Annotated in this window: 20 protein-coding genes and 2 pseudogenes; 10 read left to right on the forward strand and 12 right to left on the reverse strand. The window is 64.7% G+C overall.

The features are described 5' to 3' along the window. The first annotated feature begins 360 nt into the window (after positions 1–360). The 4 genes from GFS60_RS32505 to GFS60_RS32520 are packed head-to-tail and all read left to right on the forward strand — an operon-like array spanning position 361 to position 5,081. Positions 361–786 carry a recombinase family protein gene (locus GFS60_RS32505; RefSeq protein WP_236603610.1) on the forward strand — a complete coding sequence of 142 codons (426 nt, stop codon included), beginning with the start codon at positions 361–363 and terminating at the stop codon, positions 784–786. Positions 787–839: 53 nt separating this feature from the next. Beyond that, on the forward strand, positions 840–1,982 hold the full coding sequence (locus GFS60_RS32510; RefSeq protein WP_159928396.1) for a tyrosine-type recombinase/integrase: 1,143 nt from the start codon (positions 840–842) through the stop codon (positions 1,980–1,982). Further along, entirely contained in the window at positions 1,979–4,441 is a 2,463-nt protein-coding gene (locus GFS60_RS32515; RefSeq protein WP_159928397.1) for a tyrosine-type recombinase/integrase, read from the forward strand. Before GFS60_RS32510 ends, GFS60_RS32515 begins: the two co-directional genes overlap by 4 nt. Beyond that, positions 4,434–5,081 (forward strand): DUF6262 family protein, encoded by a 648-nt coding sequence (locus GFS60_RS32520; protein ID WP_159928399.1) that lies wholly within the window; start codon positions 4,434–4,436, stop codon positions 5,079–5,081. Before GFS60_RS32515 ends, GFS60_RS32520 begins: the two co-directional genes overlap by 8 nt. Before the next feature lie 59 nt (positions 5,082–5,140). Here the strand turns inward: GFS60_RS32520 and GFS60_RS32525 are convergent, their stop codons facing one another. Then, positions 5,141–6,118 (reverse strand): recombinase family protein, encoded by a 978-nt coding sequence (locus tag GFS60_RS32525; protein WP_159928401.1) that lies wholly within the window; start codon positions 6,116–6,118, stop codon positions 5,141–5,143. 394 nt (positions 6,119–6,512) lie between these two features. On the opposite strand from GFS60_RS32525, the pseudogene GFS60_RS32530 reads away from it, so the two are divergent. After that, positions 6,513–7,100, forward strand: a pseudogene (locus GFS60_RS32530) (helix-turn-helix domain-containing protein); the annotation flags it as partial. 35 nt (positions 7,101–7,135) lie between these two features. Here the strand turns inward: GFS60_RS32530 and GFS60_RS32535 are convergent. The 4 genes from GFS60_RS32535 to GFS60_RS40170 all read right to left on the reverse strand — a co-directional run bounded on the left by GFS60_RS32535 (position 7,136) and on the right by GFS60_RS40170 (position 9,522). Further along, on the reverse strand, positions 7,136–7,429 hold the full coding sequence (locus tag GFS60_RS32535) for a hypothetical protein (RefSeq protein WP_159928405.1): 294 nt from the start codon (positions 7,427–7,429) through the stop codon (positions 7,136–7,138). Positions 7,430–8,323: 894 nt separating this feature from the next. Next, positions 8,324–8,770 (reverse strand): hypothetical protein, encoded by a 447-nt coding sequence (locus GFS60_RS32540; protein ID WP_159928407.1) that lies wholly within the window; start codon positions 8,768–8,770, stop codon positions 8,324–8,326. A gap of 60 nt (positions 8,771–8,830) precedes the next feature. Further along, the gene (locus tag GFS60_RS32545; protein WP_159928409.1) at positions 8,831–9,310 is read right to left on the reverse strand and encodes an AsnC family protein; all 480 of its coding nucleotides are present in this window, start codon (positions 9,308–9,310) and stop codon (positions 8,831–8,833) included. 77 nt (positions 9,311–9,387) lie between these two features. Next, positions 9,388–9,522: a hypothetical protein gene (locus GFS60_RS40170; protein WP_328799856.1), complete on the reverse strand. Its 135-nt coding sequence runs from the start codon at positions 9,520–9,522 to the stop codon at positions 9,388–9,390. Between GFS60_RS40170 and GFS60_RS40175 the strand changes: the two genes are divergently transcribed. Both GFS60_RS40175 and GFS60_RS32555 read left to right on the forward strand, forming a co-directional pair. Beyond that, positions 9,466–9,690, forward strand: a complete 225-nt coding sequence (locus tag GFS60_RS40175) for a hypothetical protein (protein ID WP_328799853.1) — start codon at positions 9,466–9,468, stop codon at positions 9,688–9,690. The genes GFS60_RS40170 and GFS60_RS40175 overlap by 57 nt on opposite strands. A 195-nt stretch (positions 9,691–9,885) precedes the next feature. After that, a complete protein-coding gene (locus tag GFS60_RS32555) occupies positions 9,886–11,307 on the forward strand; it encodes an SIR2 family protein (protein ID WP_159928411.1) in 1,422 nt (473 codons plus the stop codon). Positions 11,308–11,311: 4 nt separating this feature from the next. Here GFS60_RS32555 and GFS60_RS32560 read toward each other — a convergent pair whose 3' ends face one another. Then, positions 11,312–11,467, reverse strand: coding sequence for a hypothetical protein (locus tag GFS60_RS32560; protein ID WP_159928413.1), 156 nt, complete (start codon positions 11,465–11,467; stop codon positions 11,312–11,314). Between the two features lie 809 nt (positions 11,468–12,276). On the opposite strand from GFS60_RS32560, the gene GFS60_RS32565 reads away from it, so the two are divergent. Genes GFS60_RS32565 through GFS60_RS32575 form a run of 3 tightly spaced genes read left to right on the forward strand, consistent with a single transcriptional unit; the run spans position 12,277 to position 15,198 of the window. Continuing rightward, on the forward strand, positions 12,277–13,389 hold the full coding sequence (locus GFS60_RS32565) for a tyrosine-type recombinase/integrase (RefSeq protein ID WP_159928415.1): 1,113 nt from the start codon (positions 12,277–12,279) through the stop codon (positions 13,387–13,389). Beyond that, positions 13,386–13,724 (forward strand): helix-turn-helix domain-containing protein, encoded by a 339-nt coding sequence (locus tag GFS60_RS32570; RefSeq protein WP_159928090.1) that lies wholly within the window; start codon positions 13,386–13,388, stop codon positions 13,722–13,724. Before GFS60_RS32565 ends, GFS60_RS32570 begins: the two co-directional genes overlap by 4 nt. Further along, positions 13,717–15,198 carry a hypothetical protein gene (locus GFS60_RS32575; RefSeq protein ID WP_159928417.1) on the forward strand — a complete coding sequence of 494 codons (1,482 nt, stop codon included), beginning with the start codon at positions 13,717–13,719 and terminating at the stop codon, positions 15,196–15,198. The genes GFS60_RS32570 and GFS60_RS32575 overlap by 8 nt, the downstream gene beginning before the upstream one ends. Before the next feature lie 725 nt (positions 15,199–15,923). Here GFS60_RS32575 and GFS60_RS32580 read toward each other — a convergent pair. From GFS60_RS32580 to GFS60_RS32600, 6 genes and pseudogenes are all read right to left on the reverse strand, one after another. Then, the gene (locus GFS60_RS32580) at positions 15,924–16,598 is read right to left on the reverse strand and encodes a zinc-binding dehydrogenase (RefSeq protein ID WP_442972223.1); all 675 of its coding nucleotides are present in this window, start codon (positions 16,596–16,598) and stop codon (positions 15,924–15,926) included. Positions 16,599–16,613: 15 nt separating this feature from the next. Beyond that, positions 16,614–16,942: pseudogene (locus GFS60_RS39485) on the reverse strand (alcohol dehydrogenase catalytic domain-containing protein); the annotation flags it as partial. Between the two features lie 175 nt (positions 16,943–17,117). After that, entirely contained in the window at positions 17,118–17,318 is a 201-nt protein-coding gene (locus GFS60_RS32585; protein ID WP_159928419.1) for a ferredoxin, read from the reverse strand. 5 nt (positions 17,319–17,323) lie between these two features. Continuing rightward, entirely contained in the window at positions 17,324–18,547 is a 1,224-nt protein-coding gene (locus GFS60_RS32590) for a cytochrome P450 (protein WP_159928421.1), read from the reverse strand. A 218-nt stretch (positions 18,548–18,765) separates the two neighbouring features. Further along, positions 18,766–20,067, reverse strand: coding sequence for an MFS transporter (locus tag GFS60_RS32595; protein WP_159928423.1), 1,302 nt, complete (start codon positions 20,065–20,067; stop codon positions 18,766–18,768). Positions 20,068–20,280: 213 nt separating this feature from the next. Further along, positions 20,281–21,063 (reverse strand): enoyl-CoA hydratase/isomerase family protein, encoded by a 783-nt coding sequence (locus GFS60_RS32600; protein ID WP_159928425.1) that lies wholly within the window; start codon positions 21,061–21,063, stop codon positions 20,281–20,283. Positions 21,064–21,086: the final 23 nt, after the last annotated feature.

Below are 21,086 nucleotides of genomic sequence, written 5' to 3' on the forward strand. Positions count from 1 at the left end.
CGATCACGACTTCCTAGTGGACCGGCATGGATCGTCACGCAGCTGACAGGCGCGCTCCAACGCCTTCGGAGCCAGGCTCCCGATGGAGGAACCCACACCGGCACGTACCGAAAGCTGGACGTTGACCGAAGCTCGCTGACCAGTGCAGTCCCAGTAGACCCGTCCGGTGACATTCCCATTGCCGGGGGGCGCCAAACGGAGAGCCAAATGCAACAGCGGAGTAGGGGCCCGGCACCCGATTGTCGAGAATCCATCCCTTTTCAACATCTGCCCTGAACAGCGCATTTGCAGGCTTTAGGGGTCGATAACCCGTGTCGTAAAACTATGTCGAAAAACCTTGACGCGGGGTATTGTCGACACATGCTGATCGGTTACGCACGTGTCTCCAGCGCAGACCAGAACCCCGACCATCAGGTCGATGCTTTGGTCCGCGCCGGGGTGGCCGCCGAGAACATTCATGTCGATCATGCGGGTGGAGCGAAAGCGTCACGTCCCCAGCTCGATCTGGCGTTGGCGCGGCTCCGCGAGGGCGATGTCCTGGTGATCACCCGGCTCGACCGGCTCGGACGGTCGGTGCTGCACCTGGTCACCCTCGGCGCCGAGCTACGTGAGCGCGGCATCGGCCTGAAGGTGCTCGAGCAGGGCATCGACACCGCCACCGCCGAGGGCCGCGCCATGTTCGGCATGTTGTCGGTTCTGGCCGAGCTTCAGCGCGAGCTGATCGTGGCGATTATCTTTATGCCGCAACCTTTCGTGAGGGACGTGGGATTGCAACACGCTTGCTGACGTCGCTCGCGGATATCCCACACCCTGTGAGGGACGTGGGTTAGCTTCGTCTCGTGAAGGGGCCGTACACGGTTGAGAGGGCGATCGGGCCCGTCGATGGCAAGGTCACCTGGCTGGTGCTTGATGATCGCCTGGATCTGGTGCACGAGGTTGCCCAGTTCGCGTTGTACCTCGACGGCGGCGGTTCGAGCGTCAACACGCTACGGGCCTACATTCCGCGGCTTGCTCGTTTCCTGAACTGGTGCCACTGTCAGGGGGTTGACTGGACCACGATATCTCTGCCGCAACTGATTTTGTACAAGCGCGGTCTGGAGGCGGAGCCGGGTCCAACGGGCAAAGCGCGGGTCGGGAAGACGGTGAACGCGCACATTACGGCGATCGTCGAGTTTTTGAGGTACTGCGCCCGGATGGGCAGGATCGACGACGCCGTCGTCGACAAGTTCGTCGAGGCCAAACATCTGCGTTTTGTGCCGGAGATGATGCCGCAGCGCGAGCACGGCGCCCACCGATTCGTCACGGCGAAGGTCGTCAAGGCCAAGGAGATCACCCGGCCTCCGGAGTCCCTCACCGACGATGAGGTGAGCGCATTGCTTTCCGCGACAACGAATGCCAGGGATTTGTTCTTGATTCAACTGATGGTCGAGACCGGCCTGCGGATCGGCGAGACGTTGGGGCTGCGCCGTGAGGACCTGCACCTGTTGCCGGACTCGCGGGCGCTGGGCTGCACGATCGCCGGCGCCCACGTGCATGTGCGGCGCCGGCTCAACGACAACGGTGCGCTCGCGAAGAGTCACTACCCTCGCAGCGTGCCGGTGGGCACACAGACGGTGGACGCCTACCGCGACTACCAGTACGAGCGCGACCGGCTCGTCCCGGACAGCGGGTGCGATTTCGTGTTCGTGAACCTGTACTGGTCGACCGCTCCGGACACGGCGATGAAGTATCCCAACACCCGCAGCTGCCTGACCCGCGTGGCCCGCCGGGCGGGGGTGCAGGCGCGGCTGCACATGCTGCGGCACACGGCGGGGACGGCCTGGGTCCGCTCGGGCACCCCGATCGACGTCGTCCAGAAATTGATGGGGCATCAGAGCCCTGTCTCGACCGCGAAGTACCTGCATCCCTCCGACGAGCTGATGCGCCACGCGGTCGACACCGTGGCGTCGCTGCGGTCCTGCCGACCCGCGACGACGCGATGAGCGCGGCAGCTACCGCGGGGACGCTCGCGCCCGCACCGGGCGAGACCGACTCGCGGTGGCGGGCGTTGTTGACCGAACGACTGGTGGAGCCGTGGCGTCCCGGCGAGTGGAATCCGCAGACCCTGATCTTCACCGGGGATCCTGGCAACCCAAAGACATTGGTGTACCTGTGCACGAGTGCGGGGTGCGTGAACCCGACCGGGACCCGCAACTCGATCTGCGCGTTCTGCACATCCAGGCGCAGACCGCGCAGCAAGGGTGTGACGCGGCGCTTTCACGACACGGTCGTCGAGTCGTGCATCGTCACCGGCGACGGCGTCCGCTGCGCGCGACCTCGCTACTCGGCCACCGGGCTGTGTTTTACCCACCAGAATCGGTTTGCGCCGGCCGCGAAGACACGCGGCATCTCCTTGAGCGCGTTCGTGGCCGCAGCGGACCCGCTTCCCGCCCTGGCAGTGTGTGCCGTCGAGCAGTGCCGCCACCAGGTTCTTCATTCGTCCACCCCGCTGTGCTTGACCCACCGCCACCAGTACCGTGCCCGCGGCGAGCGCGGCGAGCCGGTGATCGACCAGCACGCCTTCGCCGCCCGGGCGCTGCCTCTGATCCGCTCGCACGAGTTCACACTGGTCGGATGCACCGACACGGTCCGGGCCGAGGTGTTGTGGCTGCTGCAAGAACGCGACCGGCGGGGCTTCGGTATCTCGATGCTGCGCATGCGTAACCTCCTCGCCGCCGCTCGCGGTGCGGACACATTGTTCGACGTCGACGCCCGATACGAGCGGGACGAGAGGTTCCTGCGGGGGTGGTTGCCGCTGCTGACCCAGCAGCGGGCGGCGTTCGACGGGGTCGACCTGTTCGCGGCCGATCGGTGGGGACCCGAGGTGCTCGAGCGGTTCCCCAGCGTCCACCGCACACGCGGTCGGCGCGTCGTCATCGACTGGTCCGCCGTCGGTTGCCGCTGGCTGCGCGAGCTGGGCAAGACGTGGGCGAAGGAAACCCATCCCCGCTACGAGAACCTGGGGCCCTCGGTGAGGGCGTTGACGTGGGCCTCGGAAGCCCTCGAGACCAGCCCCGCCTTCGCCGACCCGACGGTGGCCGGGCGCGGCGAGATCGCCGCCATCATCGACCACTGCCGCCGCAAAACCACCGTGGACGGCGCACCCTACGCGGGTCAGTATCCCGAAAGCCGGCTGTGGGACATCAAGACCGTCCTCGCCTACGGCCGGGCCGCCGGGCACATCGACCACGTTCCCGGCTCCTTCGTGTTCACCACCGCGCACCTGAAACATCGCGCGCCCCTGCCGGCCCGCAACGACGACGAGCCGGGGCGGGCCCTGCCCGACGAGATCGTCGAGATCCTCGACCACAACCTGGCGTTGCTGCGGCCGTCGATGAAGGCGGGGCACCGGGCCCAGGGCTGGACGAACGAGGACTATGCGCAGCTGCGACAAACGATCTACCAGCTGCTGCGTGACACCGGTCGGCGCCCGGGCGAGATCACCGCACTGCGCCGCGACTGCCTCGACGTCGACCCCGGCGGCGGGCCGGTGCTGATCTACACCAACGCCAAGGCCAACCGACTCGACCGGCGACTGCACATCACCGCCGGCACGGCGGCGGTGATCACCACCTGGCGCGAGCGGGTGCGACTCCTGCGCCCGGACCGCGGGGACGGCTACCTGTTTCCCCAACTGCACCTTGCCGATCCGTACTCCGACCGGCATTTCACCGCCGACGCGTTCGGCGTCATCTTCCGTCAGTGGATCGACTCGATCGACGAACTGACCGCCCTGATCCGGACGGCCGACCATCCCGCCGGCATCATCGACCGCCGTGATCTGGTCGCCTACTCGCTGCGCCACACGTGGGCGCAGAACCACGCCGATGCCGGCACGCCCGTCGACGTGCTGGCGGCGTTGATGGACCATCGCAACCTCAGATCGACCCAGACGTACTACCGCATCGGCCACCAGCGCAAACGTGAGGCGATCGACCGCGTCGGCAGGCTGGTGACGGACCGTCGCGGCGACCTGCGCCCGGCCGCAGACCGTATCGAATACGAACGTCGCTCGGTGTCAACGCTTCTCGGTGGGTGCGTCGAACCGTCCAACGTCAAGTCCGGGGGCAAGGCCTGCCCCATCCGGTTTCAATGCGGCGGCTGCGACCACTACCGCCCCGACCCCTCCTACATCCCCGAGATCGAGCACGAGATCCGCAAGATCAAGGCCGACGTGAAGGAGGCCGAGCTGTGCGCCGCGCCGCAGGTGGTGGAGAACATGCGCTACAACCTGGCCATGTTCGAGCAGATCCTGGCCAAGATGACCGGGCACCTGCAGCGACTCGATCCCGAAGAACGCGCCGCGCTCGACGCCGCGATCGGCACCATACGCAGTGCCCGGGGCCAGCACCGACGAGCCCTGCCGCTGATCATCCCCGACCGGGGAAGCGCCGATGACTGACCCTCGCACCGCGAAACTGCTCGCCACCCGCCGGCAACTCAGCCGCACCAAACACGAACAGGCACTGACCGCATTGGACGAACTCGTGCGATCGGGCGCCCGGATCACCTTCACGCGGGTCGCCCGCGATGCCGGCGTGTCGACCTGGCTGCTCTACAACACGCCCGCGCTGGCGAGCGCGGTCCGCGAGGCGATGACACGGCACAACGGTCCCGAGCTTCGACCGCGGTCGTCGCCCGCGCCTGGCGACGCGTCCAGCGACAGCCTGCGCACCGACCTGGCACTCGCCCGGCACGAGATCGCCGCGCTCCGCGAGTCCGAGCGCAAGCTCCGCGAGCGGCTGCGGCGCACCCTCGGCAGCGAAATCGACAACATCGACCGCCCCCAACTGGTCGCACGCATCGCCGACCTCGAGACCCTCGTGGCGAAGCTGCGCGCCGAGAACTCCGACCTGCGCGAGGCCAACACCAGGTTGACCGAGCTGGCCGACGGTCAACGCGACGACCTCGAGACCGCGAACACCCTGCTGCGCCGGTACATGAAGGAAGCCAGTCGCCACCGGCCGCCGGGCGAACAGAGCCAAACGCAACACCTCATTGGCCCCGACGGGACCGACGATGCTCCCGGAGGGATCGGCTGACGGCTCGCGCAGCGTAATCGCTTGGGGGGTTCGGCCAACGAGATGATCACCATCCAGCGCTAGTGGTCTTGGTCAGCATGGTGGGGGCACAACAGCTTTGGCGATATGCACCAACCCTCGGCGGAAAGCCATCGCTGCGCGGGCAGAGGCAGACGGTCGTCGGCCCCGGGAACGAGGTCTCCGACGAGGATGGGTCCGTCGCCGCATAGTGCGCAGGCAATGTCGATCACCGGCGGCTCCGGCTGACACCGGCAGCAGTGGTGGCCGGTGATGATCCCGCCCTCCGCGGTCGGATCGGGATGCAGCCAGGTCACGGCGAGGTCGGCACGCTGGTGCGCCGTCTCGGCTCGGGTGGTCGGTTCGTGCCCACAGGTCGGACACGCCCATGCCGACCGCGTTGATCGTGGGGCAGGTTCCCCGGCGCCGATCGGGTCGACGATAGCCTCGCTCGCCGCCTCGTCTTGTGCTGCAGTGGGTTTAGCTTGCTTGTTGAGATGTCCGTAGAGGGTGGTGCGGCGGACCCCGAGGAGGTCGGCGATCTGGGCGACGGTGTGCTCGCCGCCGTCGTAAAGGCGTTGGGCGAGTTGGACCTGCTCGGCGGTGAGTTTCGGGGGGCGCCCGCCCTTGCGGCCGCGGGCCCGGGCGGCGGCGATCCCGTCCCGGGTATTCGCGATGGTCAGCTCCTGGGACAATTCGGCGAGCACCGAGAGCATCCCGAACATCGCCCGGCCCTCTGCGGTGGCGGTGTCGAGGCCCTGCTCGAGCACCCTCAGCCCGACCCCGCGCTCGCGCAGCTCGGCGCCGAGAGTGATCAGGTGCAGCACCGACCTGCCGAGGCGGTCGAGTCGCGTGATCACCAGCGTGTCGCCGTCGCGGAGCAACTTGAGCACAAGATCCAGCTGCGGGCGCGACGCCTTCGCGCCGCTCGCGTGATCGATGTAAGTGTCCTCGGCCGCCACCCCGGCCCGGCGCAACGTGTCGACCTGATGATCCGGGTTCAGATCCGCGTCGGACACCCGCGCGTAGCCGAGCAACATGCGTCGACAATACCCCGACCACCCTGGTTTTCGACGTCGAGAGCCGACGTATTTGCCCTGGATAATGGCTATTCATGATGGTGTTGAAAAATCGAACAGCCCGTGCCATCGTTACCTCCTCACGGCACTGCTGTGTCGCCGGGGCCATTGCAACTCTGATCGTCTGCTGAATTGCCACGCCGGGGCCCGAGCCCCCAGCCAGCGACGAACTCGACCGGTATCGACACGCCGACTGTCGGCGCGCGCGACGAATCGAGGGATCTGTCGGCGACCGGGAACGGTAGAAGAATCGACTGGGCCCCAGAGCCTGTCGCTCACGTAACTCACAGACCGATTACGGTCATCAGTCGTGATTTCGCAGCTTGGAGCCAGATTCTGAATGCTTCGCATCTAGATAATGGCGAACACTCGAGACGGGTTGGCCGCTGCGCGCGCCCGCGGCCGTAAGGGCGGCCGGCCGTCGAAGCTCAGCCCGGATCAGATCGAACTCGCTCAGCGCCTCTACGACGCGGGCGAGCACACCGTCGCGCAGATCGCGGGCATGCTGAAGGTGCCGCGCACCACGGTCTACGGGCATCTGAACAAACGGCAGAAGGACAGCGCACCGGCCGCGCAGGCGAGCGTGGTCGGCGATCCTGCTGTCCGCCCGCCTCGGACGTGCCCATCCTGCGGATACGAACCGACCACCCGCGCCGAGGCAGCGCACCAACGTGCCGACCTCGCGGTAACCTGGCTCCACGCCGACCCCCATCACCGGGGGAGGGTCATCAGCCGACACCACTGTCGGCATTGCGAACACGGGCAACCGGCATTCGACATCGCCTGCAGCGTCTGCGGCGACGGACCCATCCTCGCCGGCGCGCTCGCCGAGCAAGCGAAGAACGGCAACCTGACCGAGCCGGTGCGACGATGGCTCACGGCAGCGGAATGGGCAGTCACCCCGGATCTCTTATGCCCGGGCCACGCCTATGCCGCGGACTGAACTGAAAACGCCGACGGTTGCTCACAGCGTGTGGCCTACGATCGCCCGTGTTCTGGATCGTTGTGCCGGGCAGCCCGGGCGATCTCGTGCGCGACTATGGCCTCCTGCCAGTCCCGCTCCGTCACCACGGCGTGACGACGGGCGACTGGAGGTGGCACGCCGAGTCGCCCGCCGATCTGGGCCCAGGACCTGCCTGCCGCGAGAGCCTCGCTGACGGCTCTGGTGAGGAGTTCCTCGGCCTGCTCACCCCCGGAGGCGGCCCCACGGATGGCTGAGTCCGCGGACGGCTTCTCCTGACCCGGTTGGTGAGCATGGATTGGTTTCTCCATTCACGGACTGTATCGGCCACTGGGCCTGTGGTGGTAGCCACTGCTCCTGCGTAATCCACCCTGACGGGATACACCCCACTACCGGCGCTTTCCGCCCTCCACGGCGGTGCACACGACCTGGGCCGTTGTCCCAACCCGGCCCTGCGAAGTAGTGCGAGCGACTCCTTGTAACGGAGGGGAAGTGCGGTGCGGTGTAGTAGGTGCCTCACCGGTTGCGTCAGTCGTGTTTCGCTCCGGTGGGGCCTCGAAGCGGGTGGTGAGGCACCGTCAGGGAATCGACGATTCTGAGCCATGGTCCGCCGCCCCGACGGTCGCTACTCGCTGGATCAGTTCGCTACCGGGGCGGGAGTGAAGTGACCGTGGATCGGCGCCGCCCATAGGCGATCCCCGGCGGATTGACTCCCCAGGGCGAACACGCTGATGTCGCGATAGCTGTTGCTGCTGCGGTGTTGTCGGTGGGGCGGTTTATGGTGGCTTCCGCGACGAGCAACAGGTCGCTGCACACTGACAAAGATCATGGATCGTTCATGGTCCTGATCTGCGGAGTCTCCTCAGATCGGTTGGTGGTGTGGCGACCTGTTTTCAGTTTCGGTGGGCAGGTTCGTGTGATTTCCCGGCCGCGGTGCGGTGTTCGGCAAGTTCCGGTCCCAAACCTCGCGCGGCAGGTTCGCCGGCGGGGTGTCCCAGTCGGCATGATGGATGTCCGCGTAGAGACCGCCGAGGTGGTGCGTGGCCGCCGCCGCGCCGCGGCGGAGCGCTTCGGCCGCGATCGCGTCAAGGCGATCCGGGCGACAGGGCACGGTGAGACTCCCTCGAAGGTTCAGGTGAGACGCCACAGTCGGCAATTTCCGGTGGGCGTGGCTGTGCGGCAGTGGTGGTCCCGGGACGGGTTGGTCAGATCAGGGGTGTGCCGGTATTTCCCGGCCACGCAGCAACGAGACGTTCCGTGCTGGCGTGCAACTGGTTGAGCTCATCGACGACCAGGGCCAGGAACTCGCCCGGCCGCTGAGTGGGGTCGGGAAAGCTCGCCGGCACGTCTGCCTCTTCTTCCGTGGTCAGCTCGTTCCAGTTGTCCGGAAGATCGGCGAAGATCCCGCCGGTGATCGTCGGCCCGTCCTTCGAGACCATGTAACTGATCACCAGTTCCCGGGGACGCAGGTCGTCCCGATCCGCCGGCTCGACACCGAGGTCCAGGTGCCCCCACACTGCCTTGTCCCAGGTGATGACCTCGGCGTCGACGGCCTTCTGCAGAAGCCAGTGACCCACAAGGTGATAGCCGTCGTTGACCCGACTGGGGGTGAGTCGGTCGAGCCGGTCGGTGTGCAGTGTCAGAAGTGCCATCGAGTGTTCCTTCCAGAACGGTGGGCGAGAGGAGAACGGCGGGGAACTCGGGTCGACCGGTCAGAGGTGTCGCCACCGTTCATGTGCTGATTGCCGGGAGATTCCGACTTCGCGGGCGATCTCAGCCCATGAGGTCCCAGACTGTCGTGCCGCGGCCACGGCTCGGTCGAGGCGAGCGGCGGCGGCATTCAATTCCAGGGCAGCGCGTTTCACCCAGGTGATTGCTTCGTGCGGGCGAACGTGGTCGAGCCACTCTGCGTGGCAGATCTGCTCGACCCACTCCGGTGCGGGTCCGCCCGAGGCGTCGTACGCCTGATCGGGCCGGCGTGCGAGGCCGGGATCAGTCACGCGCTCGAACGGCAACGGTGCCCGCCATCCGCAGCTGCACCATGTCTGCCAACCTTTCGCCTCTCCTTCGGGCACCCAGGTTCCGTCGTCGAGTTCCATCTCCACACCCCGATAACCGACGACACGGCGCCCACCCGAGACCAACGTCGTCGCATACCCCTCGTGGTCACCGTTTTCCACCACCCAGGACATGCCCCCTCCTCCACTCGATGTCAGGAAACCTGACACCCACATGATGTCAGGGAACCCTGACAATAGCCGGACTTCAGTCAGCGGCGCGCGGTGGTGCAGTCGTTGACGAGTGCGTGCACGAGGGTTGGAACCCGAACCGTGAGGACGTCGAGAACCTGACCGCTCGTGCCCGCGGTGCGATCGACCGGGCGGAGTATCGGCGGCGCGCTCATGCCGCCACCCGGCGCCAGACCTGCAACTGCCGGGCGTGCCGGCCGCCGGGTCCTGGACCCGTATTTCTATTCGCCTCCCGATCACCGCACGCTGCGCAACCTGTGCGACGAACGCGATCCCACGTCTTGATTCCCCGCATACCCGAACACGCGAGCCTCGCGATCTAGGGCCAATTGGTCGCCACGACGTCGGTGGGACATCTCGTCGACGCGTATGGGTCCGCGGTGGCGGGCATGCGCATTCAGGCGATCGCCGCTCCATGGCGGGCGTGGAAGACGGAGTTCTGGAGGTGGGGGAGAGGCACGCACGTTGCCTGACCGTGTCCATCGTCGTGACCGGAGCGCGGATGGGAGACTATCGCAGTGAGCGCCGCAGAGCTTGGGAAAGAGACGATCGACATCCTCGCCTCGATGAGAATCGACTCTCACGTCGGAGTGCTCTTGGGGGCAGGTGCGTCTGCGGCAGCTGGTCTGCCCGACTGGAACACCTTCGCAGTCGAACTGTTGGCGACAAGCGGCGCAATCGAGGATCACGAAACGGCTAGGGCCTTCTTGGCCGGTCAAGATCCGGCCATCGTTGCGGAAGCCGCGAAGAATGCTGCCGGGGACAACTGGACCTCGTTACTCAAGTCTGCGCTGTACGGCGAAGAACCTGTGGATCCGGCACCGCTGCACACGGCCGCGGCCGCCCTGGCGGAGAGGCGTGGTCCCGACGCGATCTCACTGTTCACTTTGAACTATGACGACTTACTCGAGTCGGCGCTACGCAACGCCTCGACGGATTTCGAGGAGGAAGTCGAGGTCTTCAGTCGAGAAAAGGGCAGCCCACGTGCCCCAAGGGGTGCGTACGAGGTGCATCATCTACACGGCTTTCTTCCCCCGAACGCTACCTCGTCTGACTCCGTAATTCTCACGCTGACCGACTACAACAGGTTGGGGCAGCGACGGACTACCTGGCAGGAATCTGCACTTCACGACTCCCTTCAGAAGGGGCCCCTGATCCTGGCTGGAACGTCATATCGTGATCCGGACATTCGGCAATGGATTCATGACCTCACGTGCGACGGCGAGAGCGGCGAGGTACTGGTTTTCCTTGCACGAGAAGGCATGGGACTCGACCGAGTCCAGTTCAACCGCGTGGAAGCCGCCCTCAAAACCCAGTGGTCAGCACTCGGGGTACAGGTGATCGCAACGCACGACTACTCCGACGCCGCTCAAGCCCTTCGCGAACTACCCTTCGTTGGGGTACGCGGCTACTTACCTCCGCGTGAGAGAGCCGCCGCCCTATGGCGAACCCATGTCGAAGATTTCTCCATACTGCAGCAGGGGGATTCCGATGAGCTCAACCACGATTTGGAGACGCTGCAGGATCTGCTACCCAACTTCACGAACCTGACGTTGTGGCTGGCTGATGGTGGTGGCGGGCTCGTCCGGTGGGCAGCCAACGATCGGACATACCGCCATCCCGAGTATCTGCGTCGCGCGGTTCCTGGACATGACAGCGACTGGATTGCCGGGCAGTGCATTGGACGCAACGGGCAACTCGTCCGAGACATTCCGCAGGCAGGGTCAACCACACGATGGCGGTCCGTAGCAGCAACGCCGCTTGTCGTTGAGTTCTCCTCCGCGCCTGCGCTGCCGTGTGGAGTAATCAGCGCTGCTTCCACGGAGCCGGTTGCAGAGGAGCAGGTTGACGATGTCAATGCGGTCTTCGCGGAACTGTCCGAGAAGTGGTCCCTCTTGCTGGAGATTCGGACGGGTGTCTTCGGCCAGCATTCGTCGTAGTGAGCTACCCTGGACCCACCGAGGGAGGTGGCAGCATGAAATCGACCGCACGAACCGCAAGGACTTCTGCACGCAAGGTGTCGACCGACACCTTGCTGGTGAGCAGTGCGACGACACGAAGCTCCGCCACCGGCAAGTTCCGGAAGTCGGGCGAGGTCAATCGATTCATCGTAAAGTCCAGCCCCGCCGTACGCGACCAAATCGCACAGCGCAACCAAAGGCACTCAACGAGCTAAGTCCCTGCGACATTGCCGAGGCCTGCAGCTCCCGGGATGCGTCCGCCGATCAGTGCCCGCGATGCCCAAGAAGCGCTCATACCCGTTCCTCGGCAGGTGGATGTTCTCTCGATCCGCACGGATTCCTCACCAAATTCGACTGGCCAGGAAGCAGCGTGGTGGGCATTCGGGCCTCGGCAGGATCCCAAGGCGTTATGTCAACTAGAAGGAGCCTTCGGCACCGGATTCACCCTGGCCGCGCGTCGCCAATTACGCGCTCACCCTCAACACATCGTCGAACCGGCACCGCCGTTCGACCTCGCACCCGCGCGAGCGCAGCAACGTCCTCGTGGGCGTAACCAGAGCGCGTTCCCGCACAGAGCCGCCAACCGGGCCCGCACGATAAGGGTGCCGGCGGCAAACAGCACCCGACAGACGCCCGGCCCGGAGCGCTTCGAATGACGTTGCGCCGCAGTCAATTTACCTTGCCGATAACGATTATTATGTCAACTAGTAAGTTGGTTATTCGCATGTCCCGCGAATACGACCACTGGTGGTAAGGCTCCTCCGCTGCCGTCGCTGCGGGTATTGACCTGCGGCCTTTACGGATTGGGGAACGCGGTGACATCTACGATGCGCAGTTCGTCGGCGGCCGAGCCGAGCGAACAGAACAGCATCTGACCTGGCTGTTCACCTCCAGCGATTGCAGGATATGCATTTCGAATGCAGAATTTGCACGGACTGAGGGGGCTGGATGGGGCGGTTGGTGTACCTACCGGCGGGCGCGGCTGGCCCGGATCCGGAAGCGTTTCTCGACGATGTGCTGTCCGGGTGGAGGCAGGCCCATTTGGCGCAGAACTTCTCGGACGACACCGTGCGTCGACGGGCCAGTTCGGTCAAGCAGATGACCGAGTTCGTCGGCACCTATCCATGGCAGTGGTCACCGGTGGATGCGGACGACTTCTTCGGGCACCTGCGGGGAGTCCGGAATCTCGCTCATACCACGGTTCGGGCGTATCAAACGGACGTGAAATTGTTCTTCGACTACGCGAGTGACCCGTCCTACGACTGGAACGAGCATTGCGGACGGCTGTTCGGGACGGTGTTCTCACAGGTCATCACCGAGTTCAATCGGGCTCGACACGTGCAAGCCAACGACGCGCTGCCGGTGAAGCGGCCGTTCACCCCCGTCGAGCTACAGCAGTTCTTCGATCTGGCCGACCTCGAACCGGAGCGAATCTTGCGGTCCGGCCGCAAGGGCGCCTTGACGGCGTGGCGTGATGCGGTGGCGTTCAAAACCCTCTACGGATGGGGCCTGCGCCGCAACGAAGTCCGGCACCTGCAGCTGGTCGATCTCTCCCGCAACGCCCGCGCACCGTTCTTCGGCGAATGGGGCCTGGTACGTGTGCGGCACGGCAAAGCGATGCGCGGCGCACCCGCCAAGCAACGAACCGTGCTCACGGTGTTCGACTGGGCCGCGGAGGCACTCGCCGACTGGTGCGAGCGCGGACTTCCCCGCTACGGCCATCCGATCGACACCCTGTTCCCGACCGAAAAGGGCGGCATGATCCCGACGCGCAACCTCTGGCAACGAATGCGTTGTCTCGTCGATGAACTCGGCTTCCCACCGGGTCTGGACTTGCACTCGTTCCGACGCGCCTACGCCACCAACCTGCAAGTCGAGTACGGCTACGACGTCAGCTTCGTTCAACTGCAACTCGGCCACGAACACGCCGCGACCACCTCGCTCTACACCCTCGCCGCACCCGACTATCGAGCGCGCGAACTCGAACGAGTCCTGACCGCGACCCTCTCACGCAGCAACGCCAGCCTCACCGGATCACCACACCCGAAGGAGCCGGAATGAAACGCGAGATCCACTACCACTGGCGCGTGCGCGAACTCATGGCCCGCGCCGGCATGAAAAACAGCCGCGACCTGGTCGGACCGCTACGCGACCGAGGTATCACCCTGTCCGAGTCACAGATCTACCGCATCGTCGGGCAAGAGCCCGACCGGATCGCGTTCAAGGTCCTGGTCGCGCTCTGCGACATCTTCGGTGTCGAAGCCGGCGATCTGATCACCTACACCGCGACCGATGCCCGCCAATCCCGCAGCAAGACCGCCAACTCCCCCGCCGACGTCCCCCTCCTCAACGCCTACCGTCCCGTCCGCGCCCGCATCATCACCGACGATGACTGATCCCCGCCCACGCGGGCGACCCCGCAGCACCGGCACCCTCGAATGCGCCCGGTGCAGCAACCTCGTCCCCAAGTTCCGGGTGCACTGGCCCGACGGAGCCATCTGCGGCGCCTGCTTCACCACCGCCGCCCGCACCTACGGCCCCTGCGCGTTCTGCGGCGAACACCGCCTCGTGCCTGGAAGATCCTCCACCGGCGCCCACATCTGCCGCGACTGCGCCGGCATCACCACCAAACTCGACTGCGACCAGTGCGGCCGCGAAGCCGAACGCCTCCGCGGCGGGCACTGCGCCCGCTGCGTGCTCACCCACGACCTCGAACGCATCCTCAACCCCAGCTCACCACCGGATCTGCGGATCAAACGACTCATCACCACCCTCGCCGCCGTTCCCCGCCCAGAAAGCATCCTCACCTGGATGCGTCACCCCACCACCGCCGACCTACTCGCCCGCATCGGCAGTCGCGAACTTCACCTGTCCCACCCCGCATTCGACGCCCTACCACCATCCCGCAGCGCCGAACACCTACGCGAAATGCTCGTCCACCACCACATGCTGCCCAGCCGCGGCGACCCCCGCCTGGCCCGCTTCGAAACCTGGCTCGACCACCGACTCACAACTCTGCAACCAATGCCCGAGATTCACGCGCCCATAGAGCAATTCGCCCGCTGGCATCACCTACGACGACTGCGCGTTCCCGACACCGGTCGCAACATGGACAACGCCACCCGCACTGCCAAACAAGAGATCACCGAGGCCACCAAGTTCCTGACCTGGCTGCGCACCGAACACCACACCACCATCGCTCACCTGCGACAAGCACACCTCGACGCCTACCTCAGCGAAGGCACCACCACCCGCCACACCATCCGCAACTTCATTCAGTGGCGCCACCGCACCGGCATCGCAGCGCGATTCACCATCCGATACCGCACAGCGCGGACCACGCCCCTGGCCGCCTCCACCACGCGACTCGAACTCATCCGCACCACCATCGAAGCCGACCACATCACCCTGTCCACCCGCATCGCCGCACTCCTGTTCCTGCTCTACGGCGTCCCCGTCCGCAGGATCGCCGAACTCACCCTCGACGACATCACCACTACCCCGCCCCGACCCACCGTCAGGATCGGCACCCTCCCTGCCCCACTGCCCGAACCCCTGCTCCCCCTCTTACAACAACACCTCGACAGCCGGGCAAACCAGAAGACGACCAACCACGATTCGCACTGGCTTTTCCCCGGTACCCGCGCCGGACAACACCTCACCGAACAGACCCTGATGCAACGACTCCGAAAACTCGGCATCAACATCCAAGCCATCCGCAACGCCGCACTGCACGACCTCAGCAAAGAAATCGACGCCGCATCCCTCGCCGCCCTACTCGGCTACACCCCCAACACCATGAACATCCACGCCGCCCGCGCGGCAATCCCGATGGGCAGCTACCCCGCGATCAAACACCCCAAACGATGAGTGTCTCCCCGCCCACGAGATCGACAGAACTTGATAAGTCCCTTATCCAGTCGCGGCGAAAAGCGCTCTGCCTCAGACACCTTTCAACTACCCGCATAACTCCAACTGATGGGTGAGATGGGACCTCGGCGAGCGCTGATCATGCGAGACGATCTCGGCTGGCCTGAGTCGCCGCCAGTTCAACCCGGTCTTCGATTCCCACCGAAGACTTGACATACCAGTTACTGCAGGGGGTTGAATTCAGCTCGAATGCCGTCATGGCCAGCCATCTTGCGGATGCTCGCGCAATGGCGAGTTCGGTGAGAAGCCCCTGGGGCGAGGCCCGTCGTCGCCGTGCGGCGATCCTGAGCACGGCGATGATGGCCTGGATAAAGATTGTGGGCACAGCTATCCCTGTCTGCAGTGGTCCCTGTGATCGAAGGCCTCGGCAGCGAGGCCAGTGCGCGGGCTCGGTGGGTCGACGGACATCGGCGACTGTCGCGTTCCGTGCGGCGCTCGATCACCTCCGTCGGAATAGTCATGCCCGATAACGTCCGCCTGAGTGGCCTCGCCAGCTGCCATGTGTTCGCGTTCCTTTGATCGTTGATATGCCAAGCCGATTCCCCCGCAGGCCGGGGACAATCCACGACTCACGGTCTGGCCCTAGAGGAAGGGCATGCCGTTTCTCCAGTTCACGACACCTCTAGAACTCGGCGCCGACCCGGACCGAGGTAGACGCCGACGATTCAGTTCATCACGATGACTGGCCGACCATTGACCTTGCCGCTTTCGAGGTCGTCGAAGGCGCTCAGGGCGTCGTCGAAGGTGTATCGAACGAGATTGATGCCGATATGGCCCGTTCTTGCCAGCGCGACGAGGTCCTGCAGGTCCTGGTAGGTCCCGCTGTAGGGGCGGGTGATCGAAGCGCCCCATGGCAGGGAGTCGGCTACCTGTGAGGTTTCGAACTCGAAGACTCCGTCGTTCAGGCCAGGAACTCGGATCGAGCCGTACGGTGCAACCACTGCACCGGCAAGCGTCAACGTCGCCGAGTTCCCAACGAGGTCCAGAACGAAATCGGCGCCGTATCCACCGGCCGCGTCCATCACTTGTTGGGTCACGTCCGAGGAGTCGGCGGCGAACGTGTAGTCGACTTTGTGGCGCACCGCGGCGAGCGCCGCCTCCTTGATGTCAAGCGCGATGATTCGAACGCTGGTGAGGGTACGAAGCAACTCGACAGCGAACTGGCCGAGACCGCCCACTCCGATGACCACCGCCGTCGAGCCCGGCCGCAAGAGGTCTCTGGCGGCATTGATGGAGTGATAGGGCACGAGGCCTGCGTCGGGGAGAACCGCCGCGAATGCGGGGTCGAGACCATTCGCGGGCACGACGGCCCTCGCTGGAACCGTGACGAATTCGGCCATTCCCCCGTCAATGGAGATCCCTGGGGTTGTTGCGGGGTACATACGCCCGCCCGTGTTCAGACAGGCGTTTTCGCGCCCGGCGACGCATTGCCGGCATCGGCCGCAGGACCAGACGGGGTGCACGACAACGAGTCGCCGATCGACAGGTTGTCCACGCCATCCCCGCACTCGACGATGTGGCCGGCGATCTCATGACCGAGCACCACGCCTGTGGGGATCATCGGCTCGGGTGCGGCGCGGACATGAACGTCGGTTTGGCAGACACCTGCGGCGGCGACGCGCAGCACCACGTGGCCTGGAGTGCTCTTCGGATCAGGCACCTCGCTGTGTTCGACTTGGTTCACACCGCGATATTGGGAGATATTGGTTAGCTCGCATGGCGTCGTCTCCTTGTAGCTCTTGCGGAACGTGCAGATATGCCGTGCCGAGAACCCCGACAGGTCGACAAAAAGACACCGGCGCAGGCCGTGGCAATGAGTGTCACATTGCCACCGCCTGCACCGATGAGTCCCGTACGCGTCAGTCTTCGCTCAGCACGATGGCTGCTTCGGGGCAACTGGAAGCGCCGAGCCGCGCTGATTCTTCCTGACCCTGACGGACTTCTCGTTCAACGTCGCGGTTGTCCGAGAAGCCCTCGTCGTCGGGCTCGTACACGTCCGGGGCGATGGAGTAGCACCGTCCGTGGCCCGTGCACAGTCCTCCGTCGATTCTCAGTTTCATGGTGATCAGCCTTTCGCTTCGTCGTCGACGTCGAAGGTGATCTCGAGCGACGTCGTTGTCCTGAGTTGGCCTGTTTCGGTCTTCACCGACGTTCCTTCGGTGATGTGGAAATTGGGAATGCGTCGGAGGAACTCTTCGAGCGTCACCTTGAGTTCGAGCCGGGCCAGATGGGAACCCAGGCAGCGGTGCGGTCCCATACCGAAGGCCGTGTGCACGACACCCTTGCGGTGAATATCCAGGGTGGTGGGATCTTCCGTCGTTGCCGGGTCACGCGAGACTGCGGCATAATTGAGAGCGATCCAGTCCCCCTCGCGAAGTTCGAGGTCACCCAGAGTGGTGTCCTGGGTGACGTAACGCGCTGGCGCGACCACCGGGGCGAAGAGGCGAACGAACTCTTCGACGGCTTGTGGAATGAGGCCAGGGTTCTCGCACAGTTCCCTACGCACATCCTCGTGCTGGGCGAGGTAGTTGACCGCGGCGGTCATCGCATGGGTGGTCGTCGCCAGCCCACCGAAGACGAGGTCGAGAACGATCGCGACTTTGTCCTCCCACGGGGCGGGTTCGCCGTCTTCCCGGGTGACGCCGGCGTTGACGATGTCCACCACGTCTCCCCGTGGCGCTTCCTTGCTCCGCATTTCCAAATATTCCGACAGATAGTCGTTCACCTTCATGAAGTACTGGGGACGTTCTTCCACGGGGCCGAAGGTTCCCTTGTCGATACCTTCGAAGAGTTCGGGCAGGTCGGCCTCGGGCACTCCCATGACGCAGCGGAAGAAGACCATCCCGGGAAGGTGCGCGGAGAAGTCGCGGACGAAGTTGCAGCTGCCCTTCGTCTCGAAATTGTCGATCAGCTCGTTCGCGATCGTCCGGATCTGGTCCTCGAAGCCGGCGACTGTCGTGGGCGAGAAGAATGGGTTGAGAGCCTTGCGCCACTTGTCGTGGTACGGCGGGTCCGACTCCTCGGGCAAGATGGTGGGTGTTCCTTCCGGTCGGTTGACCGCGTAGCCCTTGGCTGAGCTGAAGGTACGCCAGTCCTGCGCCGCCTTCTTCACATCTTTGTAGGTGTTGATCACCTTGTAGCCGTGCCCGCTCTGGCTGTGCGCGACTGGACATTTGGCTGCCATCTCGTTGAGCACCTCATCGAAGCGCTCGTTGAATTCCGGATCCTCGAAATCGAAATCCGAGAACATGTCTCGCTTGAACGGCTGAACCGACGGGTTCTGGGTCATGAGGAAACCTTCCTTGCGGGATTGCTGTAAGCGTTCGAGGTGAGGTGTTCACGCCGGAGCCGAGGGAGTGATGTTCGGCGATCCGGCGGCAGCCTCTGCCTGCACTCGCTGTGACTCCTGCCACAACAAACTATAGTTATATTTACACTCTTTGAAGGTGCTGTCAAGCGGCCCGCGCGGAGGCCTGGCCGGCACGCCAACGCACGGGCGGAGTGTTCTTACGTGAGCACACGGTCGCGTGTTTCCGGCATCCGCGCATACACGACCAGACCGAAAAAGGCTGCAGCAGCGACGTACAGCCATACCCAATCCTGCAGTCCACTCGTCGCCAACCAGGTGGTGACATACGGGGCGGTTCCGCCGAAGACAGCGACTGCAATCGCATACGGAAAGCCGATTCCCGTCGTGCGCACCTCGGCTGGAAACTGTTCGGCCATGACCGTCGCGATCAGTCCCGCATACCCGGCAAGCAGTGTCACACCGATCATCTCGACCGCGAAAAGCGTCCAGAATCCCCCGTTACCAAGGAGAGAGAACGCGGGATAGGCGAAGACCACGAAGCCGCCCGCGAAGGTGAGCATCACCGGCTTGCGCCCTACACGGTCGGCGAGAATGCCGACGAAGGGCAGGAGGCAGAGGAAGTAGGCGAGTGCAATGGTGTTAGCCACCAGCGCCGTCTGCAGATCCATCGTCTTGATCGCTGCACTGACGTAGCCGGGCATGTAGTTGATCCAGATGTAGTAGATGAGGACGCCCGCGGCCGCCATCCCGATCACGCGCAGTGCCTCCCGTGGGTGTTTCCGGAACACTTCGGTCAGAGGGTTACGGGCCACCCGGCCCGCCGCCTGCACAGCGCGAAAGCTGTCGGTTTCGTCCAATCCGATCCGCAGCCAAAGCCCGACCAGGCCCAGCAGACCGCCCCCGATGAAGGCGGCCCGCCAACCCCAGGTGGACATCGTCTCGGCGTCGAGCGTAGAGGTCAGGATGAGCGATAACACGGCGGCGATGAGGACCCCTAGTCCGGCTGAAACCTGTTGCCAAGAACCAGCGAACGCTCGGCGCATGCCGGTCGCAGACTCCACCAGCAACGACGAGGAGGAGCCGAACTCGCCGCCGGCCGAGAATCCCTGCACCAGGCGAGCCAGCAGGAGGATGATCGGCGCCGCGACTCCGATCTGCGCGTAGGTGGGGCACAGTGCGATGACGAAGGCGCAGCCCGCCATCATCACGATGGTCAGCGTGAGCCCCTTCTTCCGGCCGTGCCGATCGGTGAAAACGCCGATCAGTGCGCCGCCGACCGGACGCATGAGGAACCCGACCGCGAACACCGCCAATGTCGCCAGCAGGCTCGCTGCCGGGGAGGCCGGTGGGAAGAACTGGCTGGCAAAGACCGGCGCCAGGGCGCTGTAGAGCGCCCAATCGATCCACTCGACAGTGTTTCCCACAGATCCGGCGATCAAGGCCTTTCGCCGTCGTCGAGATGCGAGTTCTGACTCGCTGTTACGTTCCTGGACCGTCATAGATGAACCTCCGCTGACATCGACACACCTGATGAAGAGGCACCACCCCAGGCGCCGGTGTGACCCAAGTAACTACAGTTACTATATGTATATTTACTTTCCGCAGTGACCTTGTCAACACGAGACCGGGAGGCGACGGGCGGCCGACGACTCGAGGGGCAGGACGCATCGCGCCCTGCCCCTCGACGGGTAGTTCGGGTGTCGGCCCGGCAGCTAACTGCCGACGAAGTGCGCTGGGCGCTTCTCGGCCAGCGCGCGGCGCGCCTCGCGGGAATCGTCGGTTGCCGTGACAACCGCATGATGCGAGGAGATGAGATCCAATGCGGTTCTCAAGTCATGTCTTTCACCCAACCGGGTGCTGCGCTTGATGAGCTGCACCGCGATAGGCGGTTGGCGGGCGATCTCGGAGGCCAATTCGTGGATGGCGTCGTCCAGCTGATCGTCGGGATGCACCGCGCTGACAATGCCGAGGGAAAGCGCCTCTTCGGCATCGACAATTCTTCCGGTCCACATGAGTTGAAGAGCTGTCGCGGTGCCCACGATGCGAGGCAGTAGGTAGCAGCCTCCGTCCCCAGGGACAAGCCCGACACGGATGTAGGCCTGCGAGAATCGGGCCGACTCCGCCGCCAGTCGAATATCGGTGAGCAGTGCCATGTCCATGCCTGCGCCGATCGCGTCCCCCGGAATGGCGGACAAGTACGGTTTGCTGAGCGCCTCCGCAGCGTGGGCGACCTTGTGGACGCGTTTGGTCAGTAGCTCTTTCGCACCCAGAGGCGTGGGCGCGATGCTGTCGAGGACAGAGAGATCGACGCCGGAGCAGAAGGCCCCGCCTGCGCCCGTCACCACCACCACCCGAACGTTCGAGTCCTCCTCGGCCTCGATGAGGGCCTGAGCCCACGCGTCGATCATCTCCAGAGTGAAAGCGTTCTTCCGCTGCGGGCGGTTGAGTCGGATGGTGGCGATGTGTTCGGCCACCTCATATTCGAGATCTGTCATCGCCATACTTTCACAGTCGGCCA

The sequence above is a fragment of the Rhodococcus sp. WAY2 genome (assembly GCF_009859915.1).
In the GTDB taxonomy this organism is placed as follows: Bacteria; Actinomycetota; Actinomycetes; order Mycobacteriales; family Mycobacteriaceae; genus Rhodococcus_F; species Rhodococcus_F oxybenzonivorans.

What these genes read in the sequence shown, in the direction of transcription:
- GFS60_RS32505 (WP_236603610.1), top strand. Translation starts at nt 361, where the DNA reads ATGCTGATCGGTTACGCACGTGTCTCCAGCGCAGACCAGAACCCCGAC.
- GFS60_RS32515 (WP_159928397.1), top strand. Translation starts at nt 1,979, where the DNA reads ATGAGCGCGGCAGCTACCGCGGGGACGCTCGCGCCCGCACCGGGCGAG.
- GFS60_RS32520 (WP_159928399.1), top strand. Translation starts at nt 4,434, where the DNA reads ATGACTGACCCTCGCACCGCGAAACTGCTCGCCACCCGCCGGCAACTC.
- GFS60_RS32525 (WP_159928401.1), bottom strand. Translation starts at nt 6,118, where the DNA reads ATGTTGCTCGGCTACGCGCGGGTGTCCGACGCGGATCTGAACCCGGAT.
- GFS60_RS32535 (WP_159928405.1), bottom strand. Translation starts at nt 7,429, where the DNA reads ATGGAGAAACCAATCCATGCTCACCAACCGGGTCAGGAGAAGCCGTCC.
- GFS60_RS32540 (WP_159928407.1), bottom strand. Translation starts at nt 8,770, where the DNA reads ATGGCACTTCTGACACTGCACACCGACCGGCTCGACCGACTCACCCCC.
- GFS60_RS32545 (WP_159928409.1), bottom strand. Translation starts at nt 9,310, where the DNA reads ATGTCCTGGGTGGTGGAAAACGGTGACCACGAGGGGTATGCGACGACG.
- GFS60_RS40170 (WP_328799856.1), bottom strand. Translation starts at nt 9,522, where the DNA reads ATGAGCGCGCCGCCGATACTCCGCCCGGTCGATCGCACCGCGGGCACG.
- GFS60_RS32565 (WP_159928415.1), top strand. Translation starts at nt 12,277, where the DNA reads ATGGGGCGGTTGGTGTACCTACCGGCGGGCGCGGCTGGCCCGGATCCG.
- GFS60_RS32570 (WP_159928090.1), top strand. Translation starts at nt 13,386, where the DNA reads ATGAAACGCGAGATCCACTACCACTGGCGCGTGCGCGAACTCATGGCC.
- GFS60_RS32575 (WP_159928417.1), top strand. Translation starts at nt 13,717, where the DNA reads ATGACTGATCCCCGCCCACGCGGGCGACCCCGCAGCACCGGCACCCTC.
- GFS60_RS32580 (WP_442972223.1), bottom strand. Translation starts at nt 16,598, where the DNA reads ATGGCCGAATTCGTCACGGTTCCAGCGAGGGCCGTCGTGCCCGCGAAT.
- GFS60_RS32585 (WP_159928419.1), bottom strand. Translation starts at nt 17,318, where the DNA reads ATGAAACTGAGAATCGACGGAGGACTGTGCACGGGCCACGGACGGTGC.
- GFS60_RS32590 (WP_159928421.1), bottom strand. Translation starts at nt 18,547, where the DNA reads ATGACCCAGAACCCGTCGGTTCAGCCGTTCAAGCGAGACATGTTCTCG.
- GFS60_RS32595 (WP_159928423.1), bottom strand. Translation starts at nt 20,067, where the DNA reads ATGACGGTCCAGGAACGTAACAGCGAGTCAGAACTCGCATCTCGACGA.
- GFS60_RS32600 (WP_159928425.1), bottom strand. Translation starts at nt 21,063, where the DNA reads ATGACAGATCTCGAATATGAGGTGGCCGAACACATCGCCACCATCCGA.